At 42.9% G+C, this 19,116-nt stretch carries 14 protein-coding genes and 2 pseudogenes; 3 read left to right on the top strand and 13 right to left on the bottom strand.

From position 1 onward, the window contains the following. Nucleotide 1: 1 nt before the first annotated feature. The 3 genes from ABWT76_RS24465 to ABWT76_RS24455 form a co-directional block, all read right to left on the bottom strand. Nucleotides 2-1,384, bottom strand: a complete 1,383-nt coding sequence (locus ABWT76_RS24465; protein ID WP_354635081.1) for an AAA family ATPase — start codon at nt 1,382-1,384, stop codon at nt 2-4. Nucleotides 1,385-1,757: 373 nt separating this feature from the next. After that, nucleotides 1,758-2,570, bottom strand: a complete 813-nt coding sequence (locus ABWT76_RS24460; protein WP_354635080.1) for an SPFH domain-containing protein — start codon at nt 2,568-2,570, stop codon at nt 1,758-1,760. Between the two features lie 11 nt (nt 2,571-2,581). Next, nucleotides 2,582-2,794, bottom strand: a complete 213-nt coding sequence (locus ABWT76_RS24455) for a hypothetical protein (RefSeq protein WP_054464110.1) — start codon at nt 2,792-2,794, stop codon at nt 2,582-2,584. Between the two features lie 429 nt (nt 2,795-3,223). On the opposite strand from ABWT76_RS24455, the gene ABWT76_RS24450 reads away from it, so the two are divergent. Further along, nucleotides 3,224-3,937 carry a hypothetical protein gene (locus ABWT76_RS24450; protein ID WP_054464112.1) on the top strand — a complete coding sequence of 238 codons (714 nt, stop codon included), beginning with the start codon at nt 3,224-3,226 and terminating at the stop codon, nt 3,935-3,937. A gap of 184 nt (nt 3,938-4,121) precedes the next feature. Here the strand turns inward: ABWT76_RS24450 and ABWT76_RS24445 are convergent, their stop codons facing one another. The 8 genes and pseudogenes from ABWT76_RS24445 to ABWT76_RS24410 all read right to left on the bottom strand — a co-directional run bounded on the left by ABWT76_RS24445 (nt 4,122) and on the right by ABWT76_RS24410 (nt 13,943). Continuing rightward, complete coding sequence (locus tag ABWT76_RS24445; protein ID WP_054464269.1) at nt 4,122-4,523, bottom strand: fasciclin domain-containing protein; 402 nt, start codon at nt 4,521-4,523, stop codon at nt 4,122-4,124. Between the two features lie 314 nt (nt 4,524-4,837). Beyond that, complete coding sequence (locus tag ABWT76_RS24440; protein ID WP_054464113.1) at nt 4,838-6,136, bottom strand: CO2 hydration protein; 1,299 nt, start codon at nt 6,134-6,136, stop codon at nt 4,838-4,840. 179 nt (nt 6,137-6,315) lie between these two features. After that, nucleotides 6,316-7,893: an NADH-quinone oxidoreductase subunit M gene (locus ABWT76_RS24435; RefSeq protein WP_082348683.1), complete on the bottom strand. Its 1,578-nt coding sequence runs from the start codon at nt 7,891-7,893 to the stop codon at nt 6,316-6,318. A gap of 24 nt (nt 7,894-7,917) precedes the next feature. After that, the gene (locus ABWT76_RS24430; RefSeq protein ID WP_242053147.1) at nt 7,918-9,801 is read right to left on the bottom strand and encodes an NAD(P)H-quinone oxidoreductase subunit F; all 1,884 of its coding nucleotides are present in this window, start codon (nt 9,799-9,801) and stop codon (nt 7,918-7,920) included. A gap of 523 nt (nt 9,802-10,324) precedes the next feature. Beyond that, nucleotides 10,325-10,941: pseudogene (locus ABWT76_RS24425) on the bottom strand (Uma2 family endonuclease). 281 nt (nt 10,942-11,222) lie between these two features. Further along, nucleotides 11,223-12,232: pseudogene (locus ABWT76_RS24420) on the bottom strand (transposase). Between the two features lie 197 nt (nt 12,233-12,429). Further along, complete coding sequence (locus ABWT76_RS24415; protein ID WP_313890711.1) at nt 12,430-13,335, bottom strand: D-alanyl-D-alanine carboxypeptidase family protein; 906 nt, start codon at nt 13,333-13,335, stop codon at nt 12,430-12,432. Between the two features lie 74 nt (nt 13,336-13,409). Beyond that, a complete protein-coding gene (locus ABWT76_RS24410; RefSeq protein WP_054464116.1) occupies nt 13,410-13,943 on the bottom strand; it encodes a phosphoribosyltransferase in 534 nt (177 codons plus the stop codon). A gap of 39 nt (nt 13,944-13,982) precedes the next feature. Between ABWT76_RS24410 and ABWT76_RS24405 the strand changes: the two genes are divergently transcribed. Next, nucleotides 13,983-15,407, top strand: a complete 1,425-nt coding sequence (locus ABWT76_RS24405) for an MFS transporter (protein ID WP_054464117.1) — start codon at nt 13,983-13,985, stop codon at nt 15,405-15,407. Between the two features lie 750 nt (nt 15,408-16,157). Further along, complete coding sequence (locus tag ABWT76_RS24400; protein ID WP_054464270.1) at nt 16,158-16,352, top strand: hypothetical protein; 195 nt, start codon at nt 16,158-16,160, stop codon at nt 16,350-16,352. Between the two features lie 222 nt (nt 16,353-16,574). On the opposite strand, the gene ABWT76_RS24395 is transcribed toward ABWT76_RS24400, so the two are convergent. Together ABWT76_RS24395 and ABWT76_RS24390 are read right to left on the bottom strand one after the other, a co-directional pair. Next, nucleotides 16,575-16,883: a hypothetical protein gene (locus tag ABWT76_RS24395; RefSeq protein ID WP_054464118.1), complete on the bottom strand. Its 309-nt coding sequence runs from the start codon at nt 16,881-16,883 to the stop codon at nt 16,575-16,577. A gap of 372 nt (nt 16,884-17,255) precedes the next feature. After that, complete coding sequence (locus tag ABWT76_RS24390) at nt 17,256-18,950, bottom strand: methyl-accepting chemotaxis protein (RefSeq protein ID WP_054464119.1); 1,695 nt, start codon at nt 18,948-18,950, stop codon at nt 17,256-17,258. Nucleotides 18,951-19,116: the final 166 nt, after the last annotated feature.

Raw genomic sequence — 19,116 nt, 5'->3', positions numbered from 1 at the left:
ATTATTCGCCCCAGATGATCTGTTCTTGAATGCGGTTCATGGTGGCGATCGCGCTATCAAAACTCTTCACCTCAATTCCCAATTCTGGGCTAATATCCGCTGGGGTCAGGGTTTGGCAGCGAGTTTTTCGCTGACCCCCATCAAGTTTAATCGATGCGAGTTCGGCAATATAGACTTTGAGGCGATCTACTGAAAGCAATTCTTCAGGAACATAGCCTTCAGCTTTGGCAATTTGCTTGAGATAATTCTTATCCTGATTCAGCATAATCAGAGTGTTTAACTCTTTAATCAAATAGTCACTATGAGTAGTAACAAAAACCCGAATCCCCAGATTTACCAATCGAGCCAAAATTCTGGCCATCCGCCGCTGATTTTCCGGGTGAAGATTTAGTTCTGGTTCATCAATCATCAGTAAATCTCCCGGTTTAGCAATATGCTTTAAATAAAAGCCCACGTCCAACAAAGAACGCACCGCACTAGAACTTTCATCCATTGAAATTTTTACTTTTTTCCCCTGGGGAATATAATAAAGTTCATCATGTTGTGTGACGGTATAATCACCGCCAATCATCTCCGCAAAAATCTGGAGTAAATCCGGGTGATGTTCGGCAATAAAGCTAGTTTGCTTAAAAATACTTTCTAATTTTCGGGTAAATTCTACATTGCTTTTAATCGGCAAAGCATAATCATCATATCCTTTAAATAACAATTCCATTGGGTCAATTGTTCTATCCGATTGACTCAATTCTTCCAGTAGCCGGTTGCGGGCAAAATTTAATTCTTTTCTAAAAATTGCGGTGCCAGTTCTTTCGGCACTCGCAATAAAAGGATTTGGGAAAAAATCCCCAAAAAGAATCTCTTTGACGGCATCACTGATAATTTGCTTAATAATCTCGGTGGGAAACTTAATTGGCTCTTTTTTCAGCAGCAAAGCGATCGTCAAATCTGGGCTATCGGCATTTTTTACCAGGGAAAATAGATCCACATTGGCTGAACCAATTGATTCTTGGTATTGCCGTTGTAAATAGTTGGGTCGATCGGTCAGATAGACTTGAAACTCTGTATTTTTAAACCGAGTTTCGGGAGCGGCAAAAATTTTCGGCAATAAAGCCGTATATTGCTGACAACCTTTAGCCAGAATGTTCGCAATTTCTTGGCTATATTGGGCAATATCTAGGTGAATCACGCCATCTTTGAGTAATTGCTGAATTGTGGCATCTTTGATATCAATCGATATTACTTGCTTCCAATAGAACAAAAAGCCAAATAGAGCATAAGTCGCATAGGTTTTACCCGTATTATTGCCGCCACAAATAATCGTGAAATTTCCCAGGGAAAATTCTGCTTGTTTTAAAATACCGAGGTTTTTGATTTTTATCTGCATACAAGACCTGAAACCGTCAGAGAGAAACCGGGTTTCTTAGTTAACTGTTGATATTTTCCCATCAATCTTATACCATTTACAACAATTCATCCCACAGCCCCTAAGATTCTTCGGGTGGGCAAAAATTTTTACCCAACCTACCATATATGATGGTAGAGTTTTGCCCACCCTACAATATAAATACTTTCTAGCGATCGCCCCCAACCCAAACCTATCCGTTGCCCAAATATATCCGCTGCCCAGAAATAGCGATCGCATGAATGACTAATTTAGGACTTACGCACTAACCCTATATATAGGGGCAACCACGGGGGGATTGCCCCTACAAAACCCTAAATATCAGCACCGTGCGTAAGTCCTATAATTGATTCAATTACTTATTCGTTGGCAAATCTAAAAAAGGCATCCCACTGGTAGACATAGGTAGTTGACCATTCCATTTTTCCAGGGCTTCTTTCTGAAGCAATTGGGGAGTAATTGAATCACTCAAAACCTTATTTGATTGAGCATTAATTTTGGCAATTTCCAGTTCCGTTTGCGCTTGTTTTAAGCGATTTTCTGCTTCCGCTGCTTTTTGGGCTGCAGTTAGGGTGGCATTAATGGAATTTTGTACTTGCTGATCCACTCGCAGGGCATTGACAAAGGTAATTAACTGCACCTGAATTCCTTTTGCTTCTAAGCGCTGATTGAGGATATTTTTCACTTCAGTTAAAAGTCCTTCTTTGCCCGCGCCAAAAATATCCGTTACTTTCATTTTACTGGCGACTAAATTAATCGCATCCCGCACTTGCGCTCTAATAATCGTCGATGTAATATCATCAGCAGTCTGGCGATATTCTTGGAAAATTTGCGGGACTTTTTCCCGTTTAAAAACGAAAGAAATCGCCACATCCGCATTCACTACTGCCCCTTCAATGCTATTAAAAGTAATCGATTCATCGGTGCTACTGCCTTCATTAATATCTTTTGTCCAAACATAGTTTTGTACAAAGACCGGAAAGGTATATATTTCTTCCGTCCAAGGATTATACATCACCCGACCTGTTTCTAGGGTATAGTCTTGAACCCCGCGATCGCCCCCAAAATTATTAATTCTAATCCCCACATATCCGGGTTTAATGGTAGTACAGGAGGTCAACCCCCAACCGACTACACTTAATAAAAGAAGTTGAGTAATTTTCTTCATAGCTAACTCTCCTATTTTTCATTTTTATTAAAAAACTTGCGTAAATCAGGAAACCAAAAAAAGAGGCTGCCAATCCCCACAGCGATCGCTGATACAATGAGTAAAAATCCCCAAGTCACATCTGCATCACTGGGTTCTGATACCAGTCTAAACCCTTTGGTCAAGATACTGGAGATAATAAATGCTTCAATGGCAATTCCCAAAAATTTAAGAGCGAGTTCCATGTTAGTTCCATGTTAAATTTTGGCCTAAATTACGATCCAGATCAGAACCAGAATATTGTGAATCAATTTCCTGGGTTAGATTTCGTAACTTCTATTTTAGTAATGATCCTAGTAATACAGAAACATTTTATTTATTATAGCTTCTCAGCTTTGCGGTTGCGTGCATCCCTCGCCAATTGTTAAAAAATGTAACAGTTTACCACCATAAAATTTTAATTTTGTTTAATTGGGGTTAAAATATTTTGCATCATCTCTTGTTCAGAATAATTGTTTGTTGTTTGTTATTTGTTGTTTGTCGTTTGTTGACCACCAACCACCAACAAGGAGCAAATAAACACCAAAAAATAACCACCAAACACCAACGAATAAATAAACAATAATAAACAACCAATAAACAATAACAAATAAACAATAATTTTTCAAATAATTGTGAACGATTTAGATTTTTTCCTCATAATTATCTATTTAACCTGCATTTCTTATGTATTATTGCAGATGATTTCTGCCTTATTTATTGAACAGGTAGAAATAACTTTTGACAAGCAAGATTTACAAAACCAACTAGAATTACAACTATTAAAAGAGGTGATTAGCATTGAATTTAAAATGAAACCCAGATATGACCGGAGTGCTTTGCCTTCAAATGTAGACATCATTATTAAGAACATTTCCCAGCATCAATGGATTTATTTAGAGTGGGATTATAGTTGTTTGATTTCCGTAGATGGGGAATCCAAACGCTTGGTGCGCGTGCCTCCTGGTTCTACATTTGACCTATTACCCCCGCAAATGTTTACGGTTTTGTCACCGGGAACTAGGTTTAAAGAAAAATTATCCAGCGAAGCGGCATTAACCAGAGATCCGGAAACGGGAACCCTGAAACTTGATGGCGCTTTGATTAATCTGGCAAGGCTGAATAAAGATAAGCGAAGACGCAAAAGATTTATGCGCCTCAGTATATTACTAAAAGAACCGGCAAAGTTTTATATTCGCTTGTTACTGCGAATTGAAGATAAGTCTCAAGGAAATTCAAAAATTGCTTTTTATACTATCAATAATCTGTTTGTGGTGAAAAAAGTCCATTGGGTGCAACAACTTCCTTGGAATGTTCCCCGACCAAAACCTGAAGACCTAAAGCTGTAATTTCCCCCCGGCTACGAAAGAACAAAGACACAAAGAAAAACCAACAACCTTTGTGTCCTTTGTGTCTTTGTGGTTTTATATTTTTTATTTTACCACAAAGGCACAAAGGTCACAAAGAGATAAAAGCCCATTTTTGGGGAAAATATCCCAGAGGTTAATTAAGAAACCCGGTTTCTGCTGTACTCTATCCCATTAAAATGACTGTATCAATTACATGAATAACCCCGTTAGTTGCCTCAATATCTGCCGCCAAAACTGTGGCATTTTTGACTTCAAAAATATCCCCACAGCGAATCGGAATCGGCGAACCTTCCAAAGATGTTAAGGTTGACAGATTTTTTAACTCATTTGTGGTATAATTACCTGCTACTACATGATATTTTAAAATCCGCTGAAGCTGAGGAATATTCTGGACTAATGTATCCACTGTTCCCGGCAATAATTTGGCAAAGGCGTCATCATTCGGGGCAAAAACCGTGAATGGTCCTGGTTGTTGTAATGCCTCAACTAAGCCTGCTACTTTGACAGCAGTCACCAAGGTGGTAAAGGCATCATTACTGACAGCGATTTCGACAATATTAGGCATAATGTTGTTTGTTGTTTGTTGTTTGTTGTTTGTTGTTTGTTGTTTGTTGTTTGTTGTTTGTTGTTTGTTGTTTGTTGTTTGTTGTTTGTTGTTTGTTGTTTGTTGGGGCCGCCATCGGCCGCCATCGGCAGCCATCGGTGTGGGGGGGGGAAAGTGAAAAGTTAAAAGTGAAAAGTCGTAGGGGCGTCCTTGCGAAGCATAATCCGTCAGGCTATATGGCCATTCGCCCGTACAAAAAAAATATCACTATTCACTATTTACTATTCACTATTCACTATTCACTCTTCCCTACACCCTACACCCTACACCCTCTCTTACCGATAGTCCTGCCGCTGAATGTCGGTTAACCGGGCTTCGGGACGGAGAAAACGATCCATTTGGCCTTCAAAGAATTGACGATTTTTTAATAAGTGTTCCGGGTTGGGGTCGTCTAAGGGATAGAGTAAAGCCGTCCGTAAGGCTTGAATTACGGCGGAGGTGACGTTGTACATCGATCGCTGAAAAGTAATCCCTAATTGAATCAACACATCATCTTCCCCCCGGCAATATTTCTGGTAATATTCTACTAGATATGGGGGCAAAAAATGCAGCATATCTTGCATTAATAATGTGGGGGGAATTCCCGCCGTACCCACTGGGAAAACATCGGCATAAAGGATGCCATAGTGAAAGTCTTTTTGCTCTGCTGGGACTTGTTTGGCTTGGGCGTTATATGATTTTGTGCCTCGGAACGGTGCGGTGCGATAAAATACTGCTTCAACGTAGGGTAATGCGGCTTCATAAAGCCACATAAAGCCTTTGGATTTGGGGATGATTTCATAGCATTCCCCACCAATATACACATGATGATAGATGGGTCGTCCGGCAGCGATAAAGATGCCATTTACTAGAAAGTTCATGGCGTCCGGGACGGTTTTAAAGTCCCCGGCATCATAGCGATCGCTCATTTCAAAGAAGACCGGGGCCATGACTTCCCAGAATAATCCGAGGTTGGCATAGTAGGACAGTTCCCGGACTTTTTCATAGAACATTTCCGGGAATAGTTTATATAAACCCAGCATCAAGGGATTGCCTTTAAAGTAAGCTTTGATGGCCCGATCGCAGTTAGCGATATATTCCTCACTTTCCAGGTAATCATAAAATTGACCGCCCATTCCTTGATGCCACAACATTGCCCGCATACAGGCTTCGGCAAACTCCATATTAACGCGATCGTGCCACAGGTGATGGAACAATTTCGGGAGTTTTTTCTTTAACTCTCCTTTGTCCATAAACTCCAACAATTCCGGGTGGGCAGTTGCTTTGCCTTTTTGCCAAACGCGATAATCTGCGGTATCCCCGGCATAGTGGTTAGGCAGGTCTAAATATTCCTGGGGCAAGAAATATTTAAAGAAGGGTAAAGGATCGAGAAAAACTCGTTCGGCAATATAAAGTAAATCGCGCCAATAAAAGTCCATCGGCACGGCATAAGCTTTGTAAATGCCGATAATTTGCATTAAGTTTTCTGGTGTATCTGGTAACATCGAACCGCCCGCTTCCAGGCGATGAATAACATCAGCATATTTGTGAGTAGAAGGCGGTATTTTTGTATTGTGAGTCAAAGTTGCAGACATATTTTGTTATTAGTTGGTGGTTATTGGTTGGTGGTTATTGGTTGGTGGTTATTGGTTTTGTGAAACCCGGTTTCTTTTTGGTATTTCGCAGATAAATTTTAATATTCACAGAAGAAACCGGGTTTTTTTGATGCTTCGGAGTGTCACCGCTACCTCTACTACCTCTGCTACCTCTATCCCTATTTTAGGGGTATATGCCGAATCATTTCCTTGACAAAGGGGAGATTATCAATCCCCTTGGGGACGACTGCGGGATTATATGCATCAAATTGCCCTCCGCGATTGCTGATCTTTGGGTAATGTAATTGAGCAACCATCGTGGTGCTGGTGGGTTCCATCCAACGCAATAGTCCGTTCGGTTGGATGCCTAAAAATAGAATGATTGCCGTGAGCACTAAGGCTGGCCATTGATCTTTGACGGTGACGCGAGCATAATAAGCGCGACTATTGTCCAATTTGCCGAAGCAAGTGCGGTTAATCAAAATGACAAAATAGACGGCGGTTAACCCAGAGGAGATGATACAAATCAGGGTGGGAATGGGGAAGGTGGCAAAACTACCTTGAAAGACGACAAATTCAGCGGCAAATCCTACCAGTCCAGGAATTCCGGCGCTGGCCATGCCCGCGAGAATTAGCAACGCACTGGTCAGGGGCAAGCCGCGAATGGGGTTCATTAACCCGTTGAGAATGTCTAAGTCACGGGTGCCAGTGGTTTGTTCGACGATGCCGACGAGGTAGAACAGCAGGGCTAAGATTAAGCCGTGGGCAACCATTTGCGCGATCGCCCCTAAGACACTCAGTTCGGTTCCCGCAGCCGAGGCTACGAGAATATAACCCATGTGACCGATGGAGCTATAAGCCACCATGCGCTTAATATCCCGTTGGGCGATCGCGCTCATAGCTCCATAAATTACGCTGACGGTGCCAATGATGGCCAAACCGGGGGCGACGGTTTGCCATGCTACCGGGAACAGTTGCAAACCAAAGCGCAACAGGCCATAAGTTCCCAACTTGGCGAATATACCACCGAGCAAAATCGTGGTACTGGGAGAGGCTTCCACATAAGTGTCTGGCATCCAAGTATGCAGGGGAACCAGGGGGGTTTTAATGGCAAAGCCAATTAGTAAGGGGGTTAATAGCAACAGTTGGGTAACTAAATCCAGTCCTGAAAATGCTTGCAATTGCAGTTGGCCAAATTCAAAGCTGAACGATTCACTGGTGAAGGCGATACCCAAGAAGGAGAAAATCACCAGCAAACCGGAAACAGCGGTATAGAGTAAAAACTTCGTAGAAGCGTAGCCGCGCTTTTCCCCACCCCAGATAGCAATCAGTAGATAGAACGGAATTAGTTCTAACTCGTAAAAGATGATGAAGAGTAGCAGGTTTTGGGACATCAGCGCTCCGGCAATTCCCGCGTTAATTAACAGTATTAGGCTGTTATGAAGGCGAGGACGATTTAGCTGTGGTCGATTGGTGTATAGGGCAACTACGGTCAGGAGACTATTTAGGGTCAGCAGGGGCAGGGATAGACCATCGACTCCCAGGCTGTAGTTGAGACCCAAGGGTTGAACCCAGGAATGGAATTCACTAAATTGGACAGCGCCTAGGTTCAAGTTCAACTCACTGAGCAAGTAAACTGCCCAGCCCAGACTGGCAAGGCTGAAAGCTGTGGCGATTTCTCGACTGGCTTGGGGTTTTGGGTACAGGGCGATCGCGATCGCCCCCAGCAGAGGCACCAGAAGTAATGGGGTTAACATAGTTTCTCTATTTGGTTGGGGAATTTAAAACAGGGACAAATGCAAATTAGACAGCAGAGGATAGGACAGCAGTAAGCCAAATAGAATGGTGCCAAGCAATATCGACAAGGCATAAAATTGCACTTGTCCGCTGGTGTTGTATTTCAAGCTTTCGCCGCTGGCAATGGTGAACAGTCCGACTAAGTTCACCGCTCCATCAACTAAGACGCGATCGCACCAATCAATCGCCTTAGCCACAAATCCCACTACGAAAATCACCGTTACTTTATATAGTTGGGCGGTGTATAAGTCGTAGGCAAAGAAATCTTGCACCCCTGGGTAAGGCAAGCGAATGGGCTTCGGTATGAGATCGCCCACATAGAGGTATAAACCAACTCCGGCACCAGTTATGGTTGAGCCGATTAATAATAAGGTGGTGGGTTCTATGATTAAAGCCAAATCTGGTAATAGTCCCAAGACTGCTAACAGTTGCGGCAAATGCAGAGCAATACCCAGTAACACGGTCATGGGCAACACCAACGCCCATAAACCTTCTGGCGATCGCTTCGTCCAGTCGGTTGCTGAACCCGTAAACATATGACCAAATACCCGCGCCAAACTGCAAGCGGTTAAGCCGTTCACCAATAACAAGACGGTTAATAATACCGGGGGCAAGCTGTTGGCAATGGTTGCCAGACCCCAGAAGCAACCCAGGGGCGGCACTGCTACCAGAGACAAAGCTCCCACGACAAAGCAAATTGCCGAAACTGGTCGCCGCGACCACAGGCCACCGAATTGGGTAATATCTTGGGAGACATTGTTAAGAATAATGCCGCCAACACTCATCAGCATTAGAGCCATAGCCACCGCATAAGTCAAGAGTAAGACTAGGGCGGCTTCAGCTTCTCCCGTACCCACAGCAATGAACACGACGCCCAAATAGCTACTGGTGGCGTAGGAGAATATTCGCTTAATATCAATTTGGGCTAAGGCGATCGCCGCACAACTTACCGCTGTAAACGCGCCGACAAAAATTTCCGCACTTACCACCACCGGAGACAGATCGAGAATAGGCTGCATTTTTATCAACACCCACGCCCCAGTGGAAACCACCACCGAATTCCGCAACACAGTCGCAGGCATTGGGCCTTCCATCGCTTCATCCAGCCAAAGCTGCAAAGGGAATTGAGCGCATTTCCCCAACGGGCCTGCGAGTAAGGCAAAACCGAGGAGGGTGGCAACGGTGGGGTCTAATTTGGCGGTACTTGCCCAGGCAGCCAATTCATCGTAGTTCCAAGTGCCTGCCAGGGGATAGAGGGCTACCACACCCATCAGCAATACTAAGTCACCAACCCGCTTAGTCAGGAAGCCGTCCCGGGCGCCTGTCACCACTAGGGATTGGTTAAACCAGAAACCAATTAATAAGTAGGTTCCCAAGGTGAGAATTTCCAGCATTACATAGCTGAAAAACAGAGAGTTGGTTAGCATTAGGGCAGCCATCCCCGCCTCAAAACCAGCAAGCAAGGCATAGAACCGCGCCCAACCCCAATCCATTTCTAGATAGGCGATCGCATAAATTTGGGTTAACAAGTTTAAACCCAAAATTACAACTAACGCCCCCACGGTGGTGGCGGTGACTGTCACGTCGAAAGTAATATTCAGAGAAGCGGCGTGCAGCCAGTTAATCGAGAATTTTCTGGGGGCTGACCAAACCTCCCCCAAAGCCAAAAAACTGTGGCCTACGGCTATTGCAGTCATTAGTAAGTTAATATAGCCAGCCGGTCGTGGGCCTGACCGACGAATCAGACCGGGCGACCAAGGCAAAGTCAGCACCGCGCCGAGTACGGCGTAGATCGGGACTAACCAAATCGTTTGACTAAAGGTATTCATTGGGCAATGGGTCATCGCTATGGGTGAAACGTTGGCCATAGTCCAGCAACATTAGTAAAACTTAATCTAAAACATGAGATTTACTTATGTTTTTTCTATGTTGCATTGTTAAAAGTCTATGACTAGAGGCAGATTATAAAGTTTTATGAAGCAAAAGACAATAAGTATTTACTAATACGAATGTTTAATTGCGGTAATATTTTTTGAATTATCCTCGATTGCTCCCCGATCGCCTTTAGTCTATTTCTGTTATATGGAGTAATTTACAGCTTTTTTTCAGAGGCATAGAGATATATAAACAATTTTCTTGAATTATCATAAGAAAATCTAATTGTTTCTATTTGTCTCCATAAATAAGAGCGCATTTCTGATTTTGCGGGTGTCTCTGTACCATCTTGACTTTTCCTATCATAGAGATTAGCGATTTAGTCGGTCAAAAACTCGGTTTCTGACTCAAATTTTTATCGGTTGCCTAAAACTCCGTTGAGAAACCGGGTTTTTGTTTCTATTCACCTATTTTATGCGATCGCCCCCCGTCCCCCGACGAAAGCGGGGGCAGGTTCTAACCCCAAACCCGACGCAAATTAAACACAAAACCGGGGAATACTTCCTCACCGGATAACTCAGCCGGATTTGACAATATCTCTACTTCTAAACCCACTCGATAAACTTCCACAATTCTATTTTGCGGATCGATTAACCAACCCAGTCTAGCCCCATTCTCCATATACTCTTGCATTTTCTCTTGTAGCGACTTCAGAGTATCAGAAGCAGAACGCAATTACACCACAAAATCCGGGCAAATATTCGGAAATGCACCTCTTTGTTCATCCGTCAGTGCATCCCAACGTTCTTGACTAATCCATCCAACAAGCATCGGGAGAACGATTTGCCCCATTGGGTAAAATAAATCCCGTATTAAAAGTCAAATGCTTCTCCCTGTTGATAATCTTCATACCGGCGATGCAGTTGTCCGATGATGCTGAAATTACCTTTTCCAGTTTCCCAACCTGTTAGTGGATTCACAATTAACTCTGCTTTTGCGGTTCTCTCCAGTCGTAATTCTCGATTGCTGGCTGCTAGGGCTGTAAATTGTTCCTGGGTGACATAAAGTTTTAGGGTTCTGGGTAACTCAAGTAACAGCGTTTCGGTTTCCGGTTTTGTAAGTGTATGTACCATTTTGACCTCTCCTATTATAGAGATTGGCTCATTAGATAGATTTTAGCCGATCATCTTCCTAGCCTAACACACCCTACGGTAATAGAGGGTTTTTTTGGGGTTATTGGTGCGTTACGGCGCGGTATTTCACATTAACAGGACTTACGCAAGGACGCTATATATAGCGCATTAAGGATCAGGCGATCGCTTGATTCAGACAGAAGCACGATATGCTTCCGGCACGCTACGTGCAAATCGCTGATAATAAAGAGAATCAATCTGTGTTTGAATTGATGAGTAAACTAAATAAAAGAAAGTTTCAGAGAGGGATGTTTAAGCTCTTGGCTCAGGTAATCTGCTAATAAACCAGCTTTTAACTGATAGACAGTTTGAGAAACTTTCTTAGCCATACGAGTCAGAAAAACCCAAACCAATAAAGCGCAAGCAATGTGATTTTTTTGAATATTCGCTCGACGGCATTGACAAGATTCGATCCCGGTTAATTGTTTAATCTCTCGGTGGAATTCCTCAATTTTCCATCGCCGTTTACATTCAGATATGACTTCATCTATTGAAGACTGATTTAAATCATTTGTAGCTACATATTCCGTTCTGTTGGCAGAAACAGTCACCCGAAATAGTTTGACTTTTTTATCCTTAGGAAATTTGTTGATTTTGATTATTTTTCCCTGTTTTTTTTCAATCTCAGACCAAATTAACTGTTCAATAGGCTGATATTTTTTTTGACCTCCTGTATCATCAACCAACCGGTTTTTTTTGAGCGGAACATAATAAATTTTCCCCAAATTATCAATCAAAGCCATTAGCTTTTGGGCTGCATACCAGCTATAAGCACTTTCGCTACAGGAATCTTTTTTTTAAAGACGACATCATTCAGCATATCTGCTACATGATCCAGCTTGGTGTGACCATCCCCATCTGGATCGTAAATTCGATAATCAATCACTGAATAGTATCCCGTTTCGGGATTTACATAAATACAGCTTATTAAACCAATTCCTCGAATCACTCGATGTTCATTGCCACTATATTGACGGCGGACAAGTTCAATTTTCGAGGAAAATCTCTTGTCGAGTACCGTATCATCAAAAACCAAACAAGCTTCGGGATGGCGAGGAAGTTCTGAATGCACTTTTTCCCAAATCACTTCGGGTGTTAAGTTTTCTGAATTCAAGTAACGATTAATTGTATCATGGCTAAACTCTTGAATATGTTCAGCGAAGTTGGTTAGAGTATAATTGATTTGGCTAGTCAGGAGATACTGGCAATAGTATAAATAATTGATGCTCATAGTTTTGGGCATGAATTCTGATGCTATTTTAACATTCATTATTCTCCATTTCCAGATTTTTTTGGGGTTGGCGATCGCGCTTCTCCTTAGTACGCTACATATAGCGTCACTGCGTAAGTCCTGATTAATTTAAAGTCTAAAAACATCTAATTTTTGCGCCGAACACACCCTAATTTTGATCATAATTAATCACTTAATTATTTTAAAGTTTGTGCTCTGTAGAACGTTTCTAGGCTATGGCGATCGCCCACAAAGCGCCAATGCCAAGGTTCATAACTAATTCCTTGGGGGTTATTTTCTGGAAACGATAACTCAAAACTATAGTAAGGGGCATTTTCTTCTAGCCACTTAAATGCCGGAGTATTTTCAAAACTCTTGCTTAAATCCGTAGCCGGAACATTCCCATCCCCAATATCTACCGCATAGCCCGTGTGGTGTTCGCTATACCCTGGAGGGGCGCTAACTTCCGCCCGTTTTGTCGCCCCTTGACCCCGTTCGGCTTTCATCCTAAAAAACAAATAATCTTGGTCTTCTAAGGTTCTAAATGCGGAAATCGCTACTAATTCAACCCCATCTAAACGGGCCGCTTCCTGCATTTTTAGAAATGCCTCGGCTGCCGCTTGGCGCATTTTCAGCCTACCATCGGAAGTAATTGGGCTGAGTTCTGACTCGGGGGCTTCTTCGTATGGCAAATGCCCGAGTATGTTTTCCGTCTGTTGAGGGGCAGAAGCATTCACGTCTGCTGCGGGAGAAGCTGCGGTGGCCACCGCTGAAGTTGAATTGGACGTTGAATTGGTAGTTGAATTGGCAGTTGAATTGGCGGTCGCTTCCTGAGAGTTCTGTTGCCCAGGCCAAACATACCAAACTCCGGCACTGGTGGCGATCGCGCCTATCGCACCTATGGCACCTAAGACAATCAATCCCCCAATCGCCCAAAGCGCTTTGGGTCGAGACTCAGATGCTATAACCAACGGTTTTTTTCCTGGCTCCCGAACCGCTTGGGGAATATCCTCACCGGCGATCGCCGAGTAAGAGGTTAATTCTGATTTTTTAGACAGACTGGGGTTATCCAAAACACAAACTCCTGCACAAAGACGATCCACGCTTATCGTTAGACAGATTTTAACTTGATTCCGCAATCGATTGCTTCTACCAGAATAATTATCCTCAATTATCCTCAAAATATGCTGGTATTCCTGGTGTTGTTAACCATTGCCGCGAGTTCTCCTGGGTCGATTGTCTCATATCGTTCAAACGGCTGATGAATCCAGGGATTATCTGGCAGATAATCCACAAAATAATCGGGATGGAACCGCGAACCAGCTTTGTACCACAGTACCGCAGTCCGAATTTCCTGGATTTCCTGTCCATAATGACGATTTAACCAGGCGATCGCTTCTTGGATCGACCCCCCAGAGTCTACTAAGTCATCTACCAACAGCAGCCGACTCCCCAAACTCTGGCTGGTCATGGTTATGTGGGAGGCGATCGCCACTTTTCCCTGGTCTTGACCCATCACCCCACCATAAGAAGAGACTGCTAGAATTGCCAGAGGTTGCCGGTAAATCCGCGATAACACATCGCCAATCCGTAACCCACCCCGCGCTAAACAAACAATTTGATTAAATTGCCAGCCATCAATATAAATTTGGGCAGCTAACTGCTCAATTGTTTGATGATACTCTGGCCAAGAAACATATAAATCAGTCATAACCCTAGAAATTAATTATTAGCAATTATCATCAAAACCATGAATGATTCTCCCTCCAATCCCTCACAGGCTCAGGTATCGATCGCCCCGCCGATGAATTTTTCCACCAAATTGGCTTTTGGGGCGGGGGATCTCGGTGCGGCCATCACTGCCAACATCTTAGTATTCTTCTTAATGATATTTTTTACCAATGTGGCCGGTCTGCCTGCGGGGTTGGCCGGAAGTATTTTAATGATTGGCAAAATTTCTGATGCCATCAACGACCCGATTGTCGGGGTATTAAGCGATCGCACCAAGTCCCGTTGGGGTAGACGCTATCCCTGGATGATTTTTGGGGCTATACCCTTTGGCATTCTATTCTTTTGCCAATGGATTGTCCCACCCTTGGGTCAATGGGGGTTATTTGCTTACTATGTAGCGATCGGGGTCTTATTTAACCTGGGCTATACCGCCATCAACTTGCCCTACACGGCCTTAACCCCAGAACTGACCCAGGACTACAACGAACGCACCAGTTTAAATAGTTTTCGCTTCGCGTTTTCCATCGGTGGCAGTATTGGCTCCCTAATATTAGCCCAAGTAATTTTTGGCACCGTTGAAGACCCCCAGCAACGTTATTTGATTCTCAGCGGTATCTGTGCCTTGATTTCGGTTTTACCGATTTACTGGTGCTTTTTTGGCACTCGTCACCGCTTGACCATGATGACCCAAAGGCAACCAGAAATGGAAGAGCCGGTATCGTTGCCCATAGCCGAACAGTTAAAAATTGTCTGGAGTAATCGCCCGTTTCTCCTAGTCATTGGCATCTATCTCTGTTCCTGGTTAGCGGTGCAAATGACCGCCTCCATACTTCCCTATTTCGTGGTCAACTGTATGCAACTCGAAGAGAAAAAATTTCCCCAAGTGGCTATTATGGTGCAAGGAACCGCTCTGTTGATGTTATTTGTTTGGAGCAAAGTCAGCGATCGCTACGGCAAAAAAGCCGTCTATTTTATGGGAGTTAGTTTGTGGATCGTTGCCCAAGGGGGACTATTTTTTCTGCAACCAGACCAAATTCCTCTCATGTATTTCCTCGCAGTCCTAGCCGGGTGTGGTGTCTCCACCGCTTATCTAATTCCCTGGTCAATGGTGCCCGATACTATCGACCTCGACGAACTGAAAACAGGGCAACGTCGTGAGGGCATTTTCTACGCTTTCATGGTGTTGCTGCAAAAAATCGGTCTAGCGGTGGGTTTATTTTTGGTCGGCATTTCCTTAGAGTCGGCGGGGTTTATCGAACGAGTTGCCGGACAACCTTTGCCCGAACAACCCCTATCTGCACTCATGGCCATTCGAGTGGCGATCGGGCCTTTGCCTACCTTGGTTCTCTTAGGGGGCTTAGTTTTTGCCTACTTTTATCCCATTACCCGCGAAATCCACGCCAGTATTTTACTGCAACTCGCCGAACGGCGGCGTCAGCAATAATAAATAATAAATAATAAATAATTATCAATTATTTATTATTTATGAGCGTTTCTTGACCAAGCCTGAATTTCCTCTTGGCAAAATGTTATGCTCAATGGGGTTATGCTTAATGAGCAGTAGAGGGCGCGATCGCCTGGAAAAGCGGTGATTAAAATCGGAGAAAAACTCAAAGCAGTAGATAAGCGCATTTACTGCTAAAATTGCAATAAACCGCTCACGGTTCCAAGTTCAAAAAATTTTTTGAACCCCCAGCACTCTTGGTAGCGATCGTCAGGATTGGCGAAATCGCGGCAGCAAGCTAAAATTGACGCTAAAATTGACATTTGTCCTTGTCAATAACTGGCTAATGCGTCTCTCTGATGGGCGGCGTGAAACGGGTAAACAAGTCTTCAAGCCCTTGAACTGTATCACCGTTAAAGATCAAGAGCGATGCTTTTAGAGAGCGAAAGTTCAAGGTCACGTCCCGATCGCCAGTAAGTTATTAACCAAGACATCGCTTTTCCCCTGAATCAATCCATCAGATCCCCCAAGGGCTGGGAATTGGGTATCCAGTGGGCAACCATCCAGATCAGTGACTCCTAGTGACTCCTAATGATTATCCTAAATAATTAATAAAATTAATAATTAGGAATTAATTAGGAATATTTTGGCGCTGACAATCAAATCAAAATAATAAAGCCTTTGGGAACTGCCCATCGACCTAAAAATCGTATCCCCAAAGCTTTATTTTGTCCTATAAATGAGGTTATTGTGGCTAAACGTCGTAATCTAAAAAAAGAAAAAGCAGAACGCAACAAAGCATACGCCCGTAAGTTTCGGAAGCGCACCACAGGTCGTCGAGGCAAAAGATATGGTGGCTATAACCAGTCTTATGGCAAGTCTAACAATAATGAAGACAATAATGATGATGAAACCATGCAAAAAATGGGCGCTGCCCAGGATTAATTTTGACTGGTTTCTATCGGGCGATTCGCTCTCAGGATCCGCCTGGGAGAATCACATAATTTATCTATCATTATAAAGTCTAGGCAGTAGAAAACCCCATGTGGGGCTAATCTACTGCCTAAATTGTTTTCACTTGCAGGCGATCGCCCCAACCAGCACTCACCGTGGGGCGATCGGTTCCATCAAAGATACTTCAAGAAAGTAGATAATTTTTTTCTCCCTTCAAATCGGGCGCTTAAAAAAACACAAGATAGAATTATCACTACTTTCGACATCACAGTTAATCATTTCCCAGCCATTTTTGCCGCTTTCGATCACTGTTTTCCAGTCTTCTTCAAGAGATGTAGTTCTGAGTCTAATTCTCCAATAATCCCATCTTTGAACCCGGGGATTTTGCGCCATAACTTCTTCTTGCCCGGGCAGAGTTGCTAAAGTCGGTTTCGCCGAAACTAAACTGCTAAAACCTAAAATTACCAACGCAATATTTAGGACAATTAAATTCAGTAAAATAAACTTACGCCAATCAAACATCTTCATTTTCTCCATTGCTCGTTGAATATTCTGGGATTCTAGAAATAGATTCTAGGAATAGATTCTAGGAATAGATTCTAGGAATATTTTTGTCTAAAGAGTCACTGGTCAAAATTTGATCGGATCATTTCCCCTGAAAACAAGGTGATTCCTTCCGAGAGCGGGAACAGCCTATAGCCTTTACCGCCCAAACCATTCCACTTTCAGACCACAGCCCCATGTATTGCTGTTTTACTAACAGAGGAAAAGCGAGAATGTCCTCGTTCACTAAGCGGAAACTAAATCAACATCCTCGTAGGTGTTCAGCCAAGGCTGGTCAGCGTTGACTGGTCAGCTTTAGCTGACCGGCACCATGACATCCTGTTAATTATTCTAGAATGCTTTATCTCGATCCGCTAACCGAAGCATCTCTGCTTGCAATTGTTCTACAGATTGATGCAAATTCTCCAGAGAATCATTAGTTTTATCTAGAGTCTTCCTCAGATAATTTGAGGCATTTTCGGAAGCATAACTCAGTTCTTTCAAGGATTCTTGAATTTTATAAGCTCCGTCTCTTTGCATTTTAATTGTCCGATCAATTGTTTGAGTAATTGCCGTCAATTTATTAACTTCTTCTATTGTCAAATGATTCAACTTATTCATTTCTTTAACCCCACTGTTGACAGCCGCTTGCATTCCCTGAATCATGGGATTAATCTCCTGAGTAATGGCTGATGTTTGCTCCGCTAACTTGATAATTTCATTAGCAATCACCGTAAATCCTGTCCCTTCTTTGCCCACCTTTGTGGCTTCAATAGATGCATTAAGCGACAGCATTTTGGTTTGGGTGGCAATATAGTTGATTTGGTTAATAATCTGAGGTAAATGCGTGGTTTCTTGGGCGATATTGCCCAACTTAGAGGAAAGGGAATCGCCAGAATTTTTTATCCTAGTAAAAGCTTGCTCTATTTCGCCTACTATTGAGAATAACTGTTCTGAAACTGCCGATATTTCTTGAGTTGTCTGGACAGCCTCTTGGGTGGCTGTGACTTGTTGAATTACCATGCTTTCTAGTTGTTCTCCCGATTCCTGAAGTGGTCGAGTTAACCGAGTTGAATCTAGAACTTGATCCGCGAGAGAATTAAGAAATTCCCAACTGCGCTGTAAGTCGATTGACAAAGAGCGATTTTGGTTGCGATAACTATTAATATAGTCAGAGGATAAGCCAATCAAAGGTACAAGATAGGCAAAAATCTTGAGAAAGTGAGCGATGTTAAACCCATTGTCAAATAAGGCGCTAGAGCCAAAAGCCATATAAAGCTGAGTCGCTATGTTAGGAATGACACTAATCACGATAGAATGGGTAAAAACATTCGGATTTTGCTGGTAAAACTTGGGATAAATGACCAATCCGGCAAAAGCAAATATTAGCATGGGAATAACATCCCAAGGCCGAGAGATTATCTGATTAGGAAAGATAGTTTCGGGCAGATTATGGTTGCTGGCATAGAAATTAATAATACCATAAGCAATGATGCCAAAAATGCAGCTAAATATAGAGATAAATATCAAAGTTTTTCGCTGGTTTTTTCGATCTGTGTCCGGTGAATAAACGATTAAAATACTGACGCCAAAAACCATAATCAGAGCATGGAATAAACGGCAGATTACCCATGTAAAAGGAATCAGATTCGGATTATCAATCGCCAAATCTAGGAGTCGATTTGCCATCAGAGTATGAAAAGCATCCATTAGTCCAGCAAAAAATAATGCTAACCCTAAAATTGGCGAGATAGGTTTGCCGGTTGCGGTGTAATTTAGTAAGCTTAAAAAGACAATTACAATGGCAGCACAACAAGCAGTCCATTCTAATAAAGTATGTACAAAGCTACCGGCTAAAGTGAGATGCAGCGCATCGGTTAACTTTTCTGAGTCCCAGTCAAGGATTTCGGTGACTTCTAGGGGAGTTCCTGGCGTAGAAAAATCTAGTCCCAATTGATTTAATAAAAACGGTAAGATACACAGGATGATGATACCGAAAATTATACTTTTAGGAACATTTGGCCGAGAAATAGATGGATTGTGCATCAGTGGTCTATCTAATACGCTAATCTAGCTAATTGATTTTTTCTGTTATTAAAATTGATGGCGATCGCTGATGAGTTATTCATTTAGGAATTGCCTATTAACCTTATATTAGGGCAACCACCGCCACGAAAGATGGGCAACCACCACCAAGGGAAAAAGAGCAACC

The sequence above is a fragment of the Planktothricoides raciborskii GIHE-MW2 genome, assembly GCF_040564635.1.
In the GTDB taxonomy this organism is placed as follows: domain Bacteria; phylum Cyanobacteriota; class Cyanobacteriia; order Cyanobacteriales; family Laspinemataceae; genus Planktothricoides; species Planktothricoides raciborskii.
The sequence above is the reverse complement of the archived record's forward strand: the minus strand, read 5'-3'. Positions and strand labels throughout refer to the sequence as shown.

Bases quoted from the DNA above. Each gene is read 5' to 3' on its own strand.
- ABWT76_RS24465 (WP_354635081.1), bottom strand. From the start codon at position 1,384: ATGCAGATAAAAATCAAAAACCTCGGTATTTTAAAACAAGCAGAATTT.
- ABWT76_RS24390 (WP_054464119.1), bottom strand. From the start codon at position 18,950: ATGCACAATCCATCTATTTCTCGGCCAAATGTTCCTAAAAGTATAATT.
- ABWT76_RS24440 (WP_054464113.1), bottom strand. From the start codon at position 6,136: ATGTCTGCAACTTTGACTCACAATACAAAAATACCGCCTTCTACTCAC.
- ABWT76_RS24455 (WP_054464110.1), bottom strand. From the start codon at position 2,794: ATGGAACTCGCTCTTAAATTTTTGGGAATTGCCATTGAAGCATTTATT.
- ABWT76_RS24405 (WP_054464117.1), top strand. From the start codon at position 13,983: ATGAATGATTCTCCCTCCAATCCCTCACAGGCTCAGGTATCGATCGCC.
- ABWT76_RS24460 (WP_354635080.1), bottom strand. From the start codon at position 2,570: ATGAAGAAAATTACTCAACTTCTTTTATTAAGTGTAGTCGGTTGGGGG.
- ABWT76_RS24430 (WP_242053147.1), bottom strand. From the start codon at position 9,801: ATGGCCAACGTTTCACCCATAGCGATGACCCATTGCCCAATGAATACC.
- ABWT76_RS24395 (WP_054464118.1), bottom strand. From the start codon at position 16,883: ATGTTTGATTGGCGTAAGTTTATTTTACTGAATTTAATTGTCCTAAAT.
- ABWT76_RS24435 (WP_082348683.1), bottom strand. From the start codon at position 7,893: ATGTTAACCCCATTACTTCTGGTGCCTCTGCTGGGGGCGATCGCGATC.
- ABWT76_RS24410 (WP_054464116.1), bottom strand. From the start codon at position 13,943: ATGACTGATTTATATGTTTCTTGGCCAGAGTATCATCAAACAATTGAG.
- ABWT76_RS24445 (WP_054464269.1), bottom strand. From the start codon at position 4,523: ATGCCTAATATTGTCGAAATCGCTGTCAGTAATGATGCCTTTACCACC.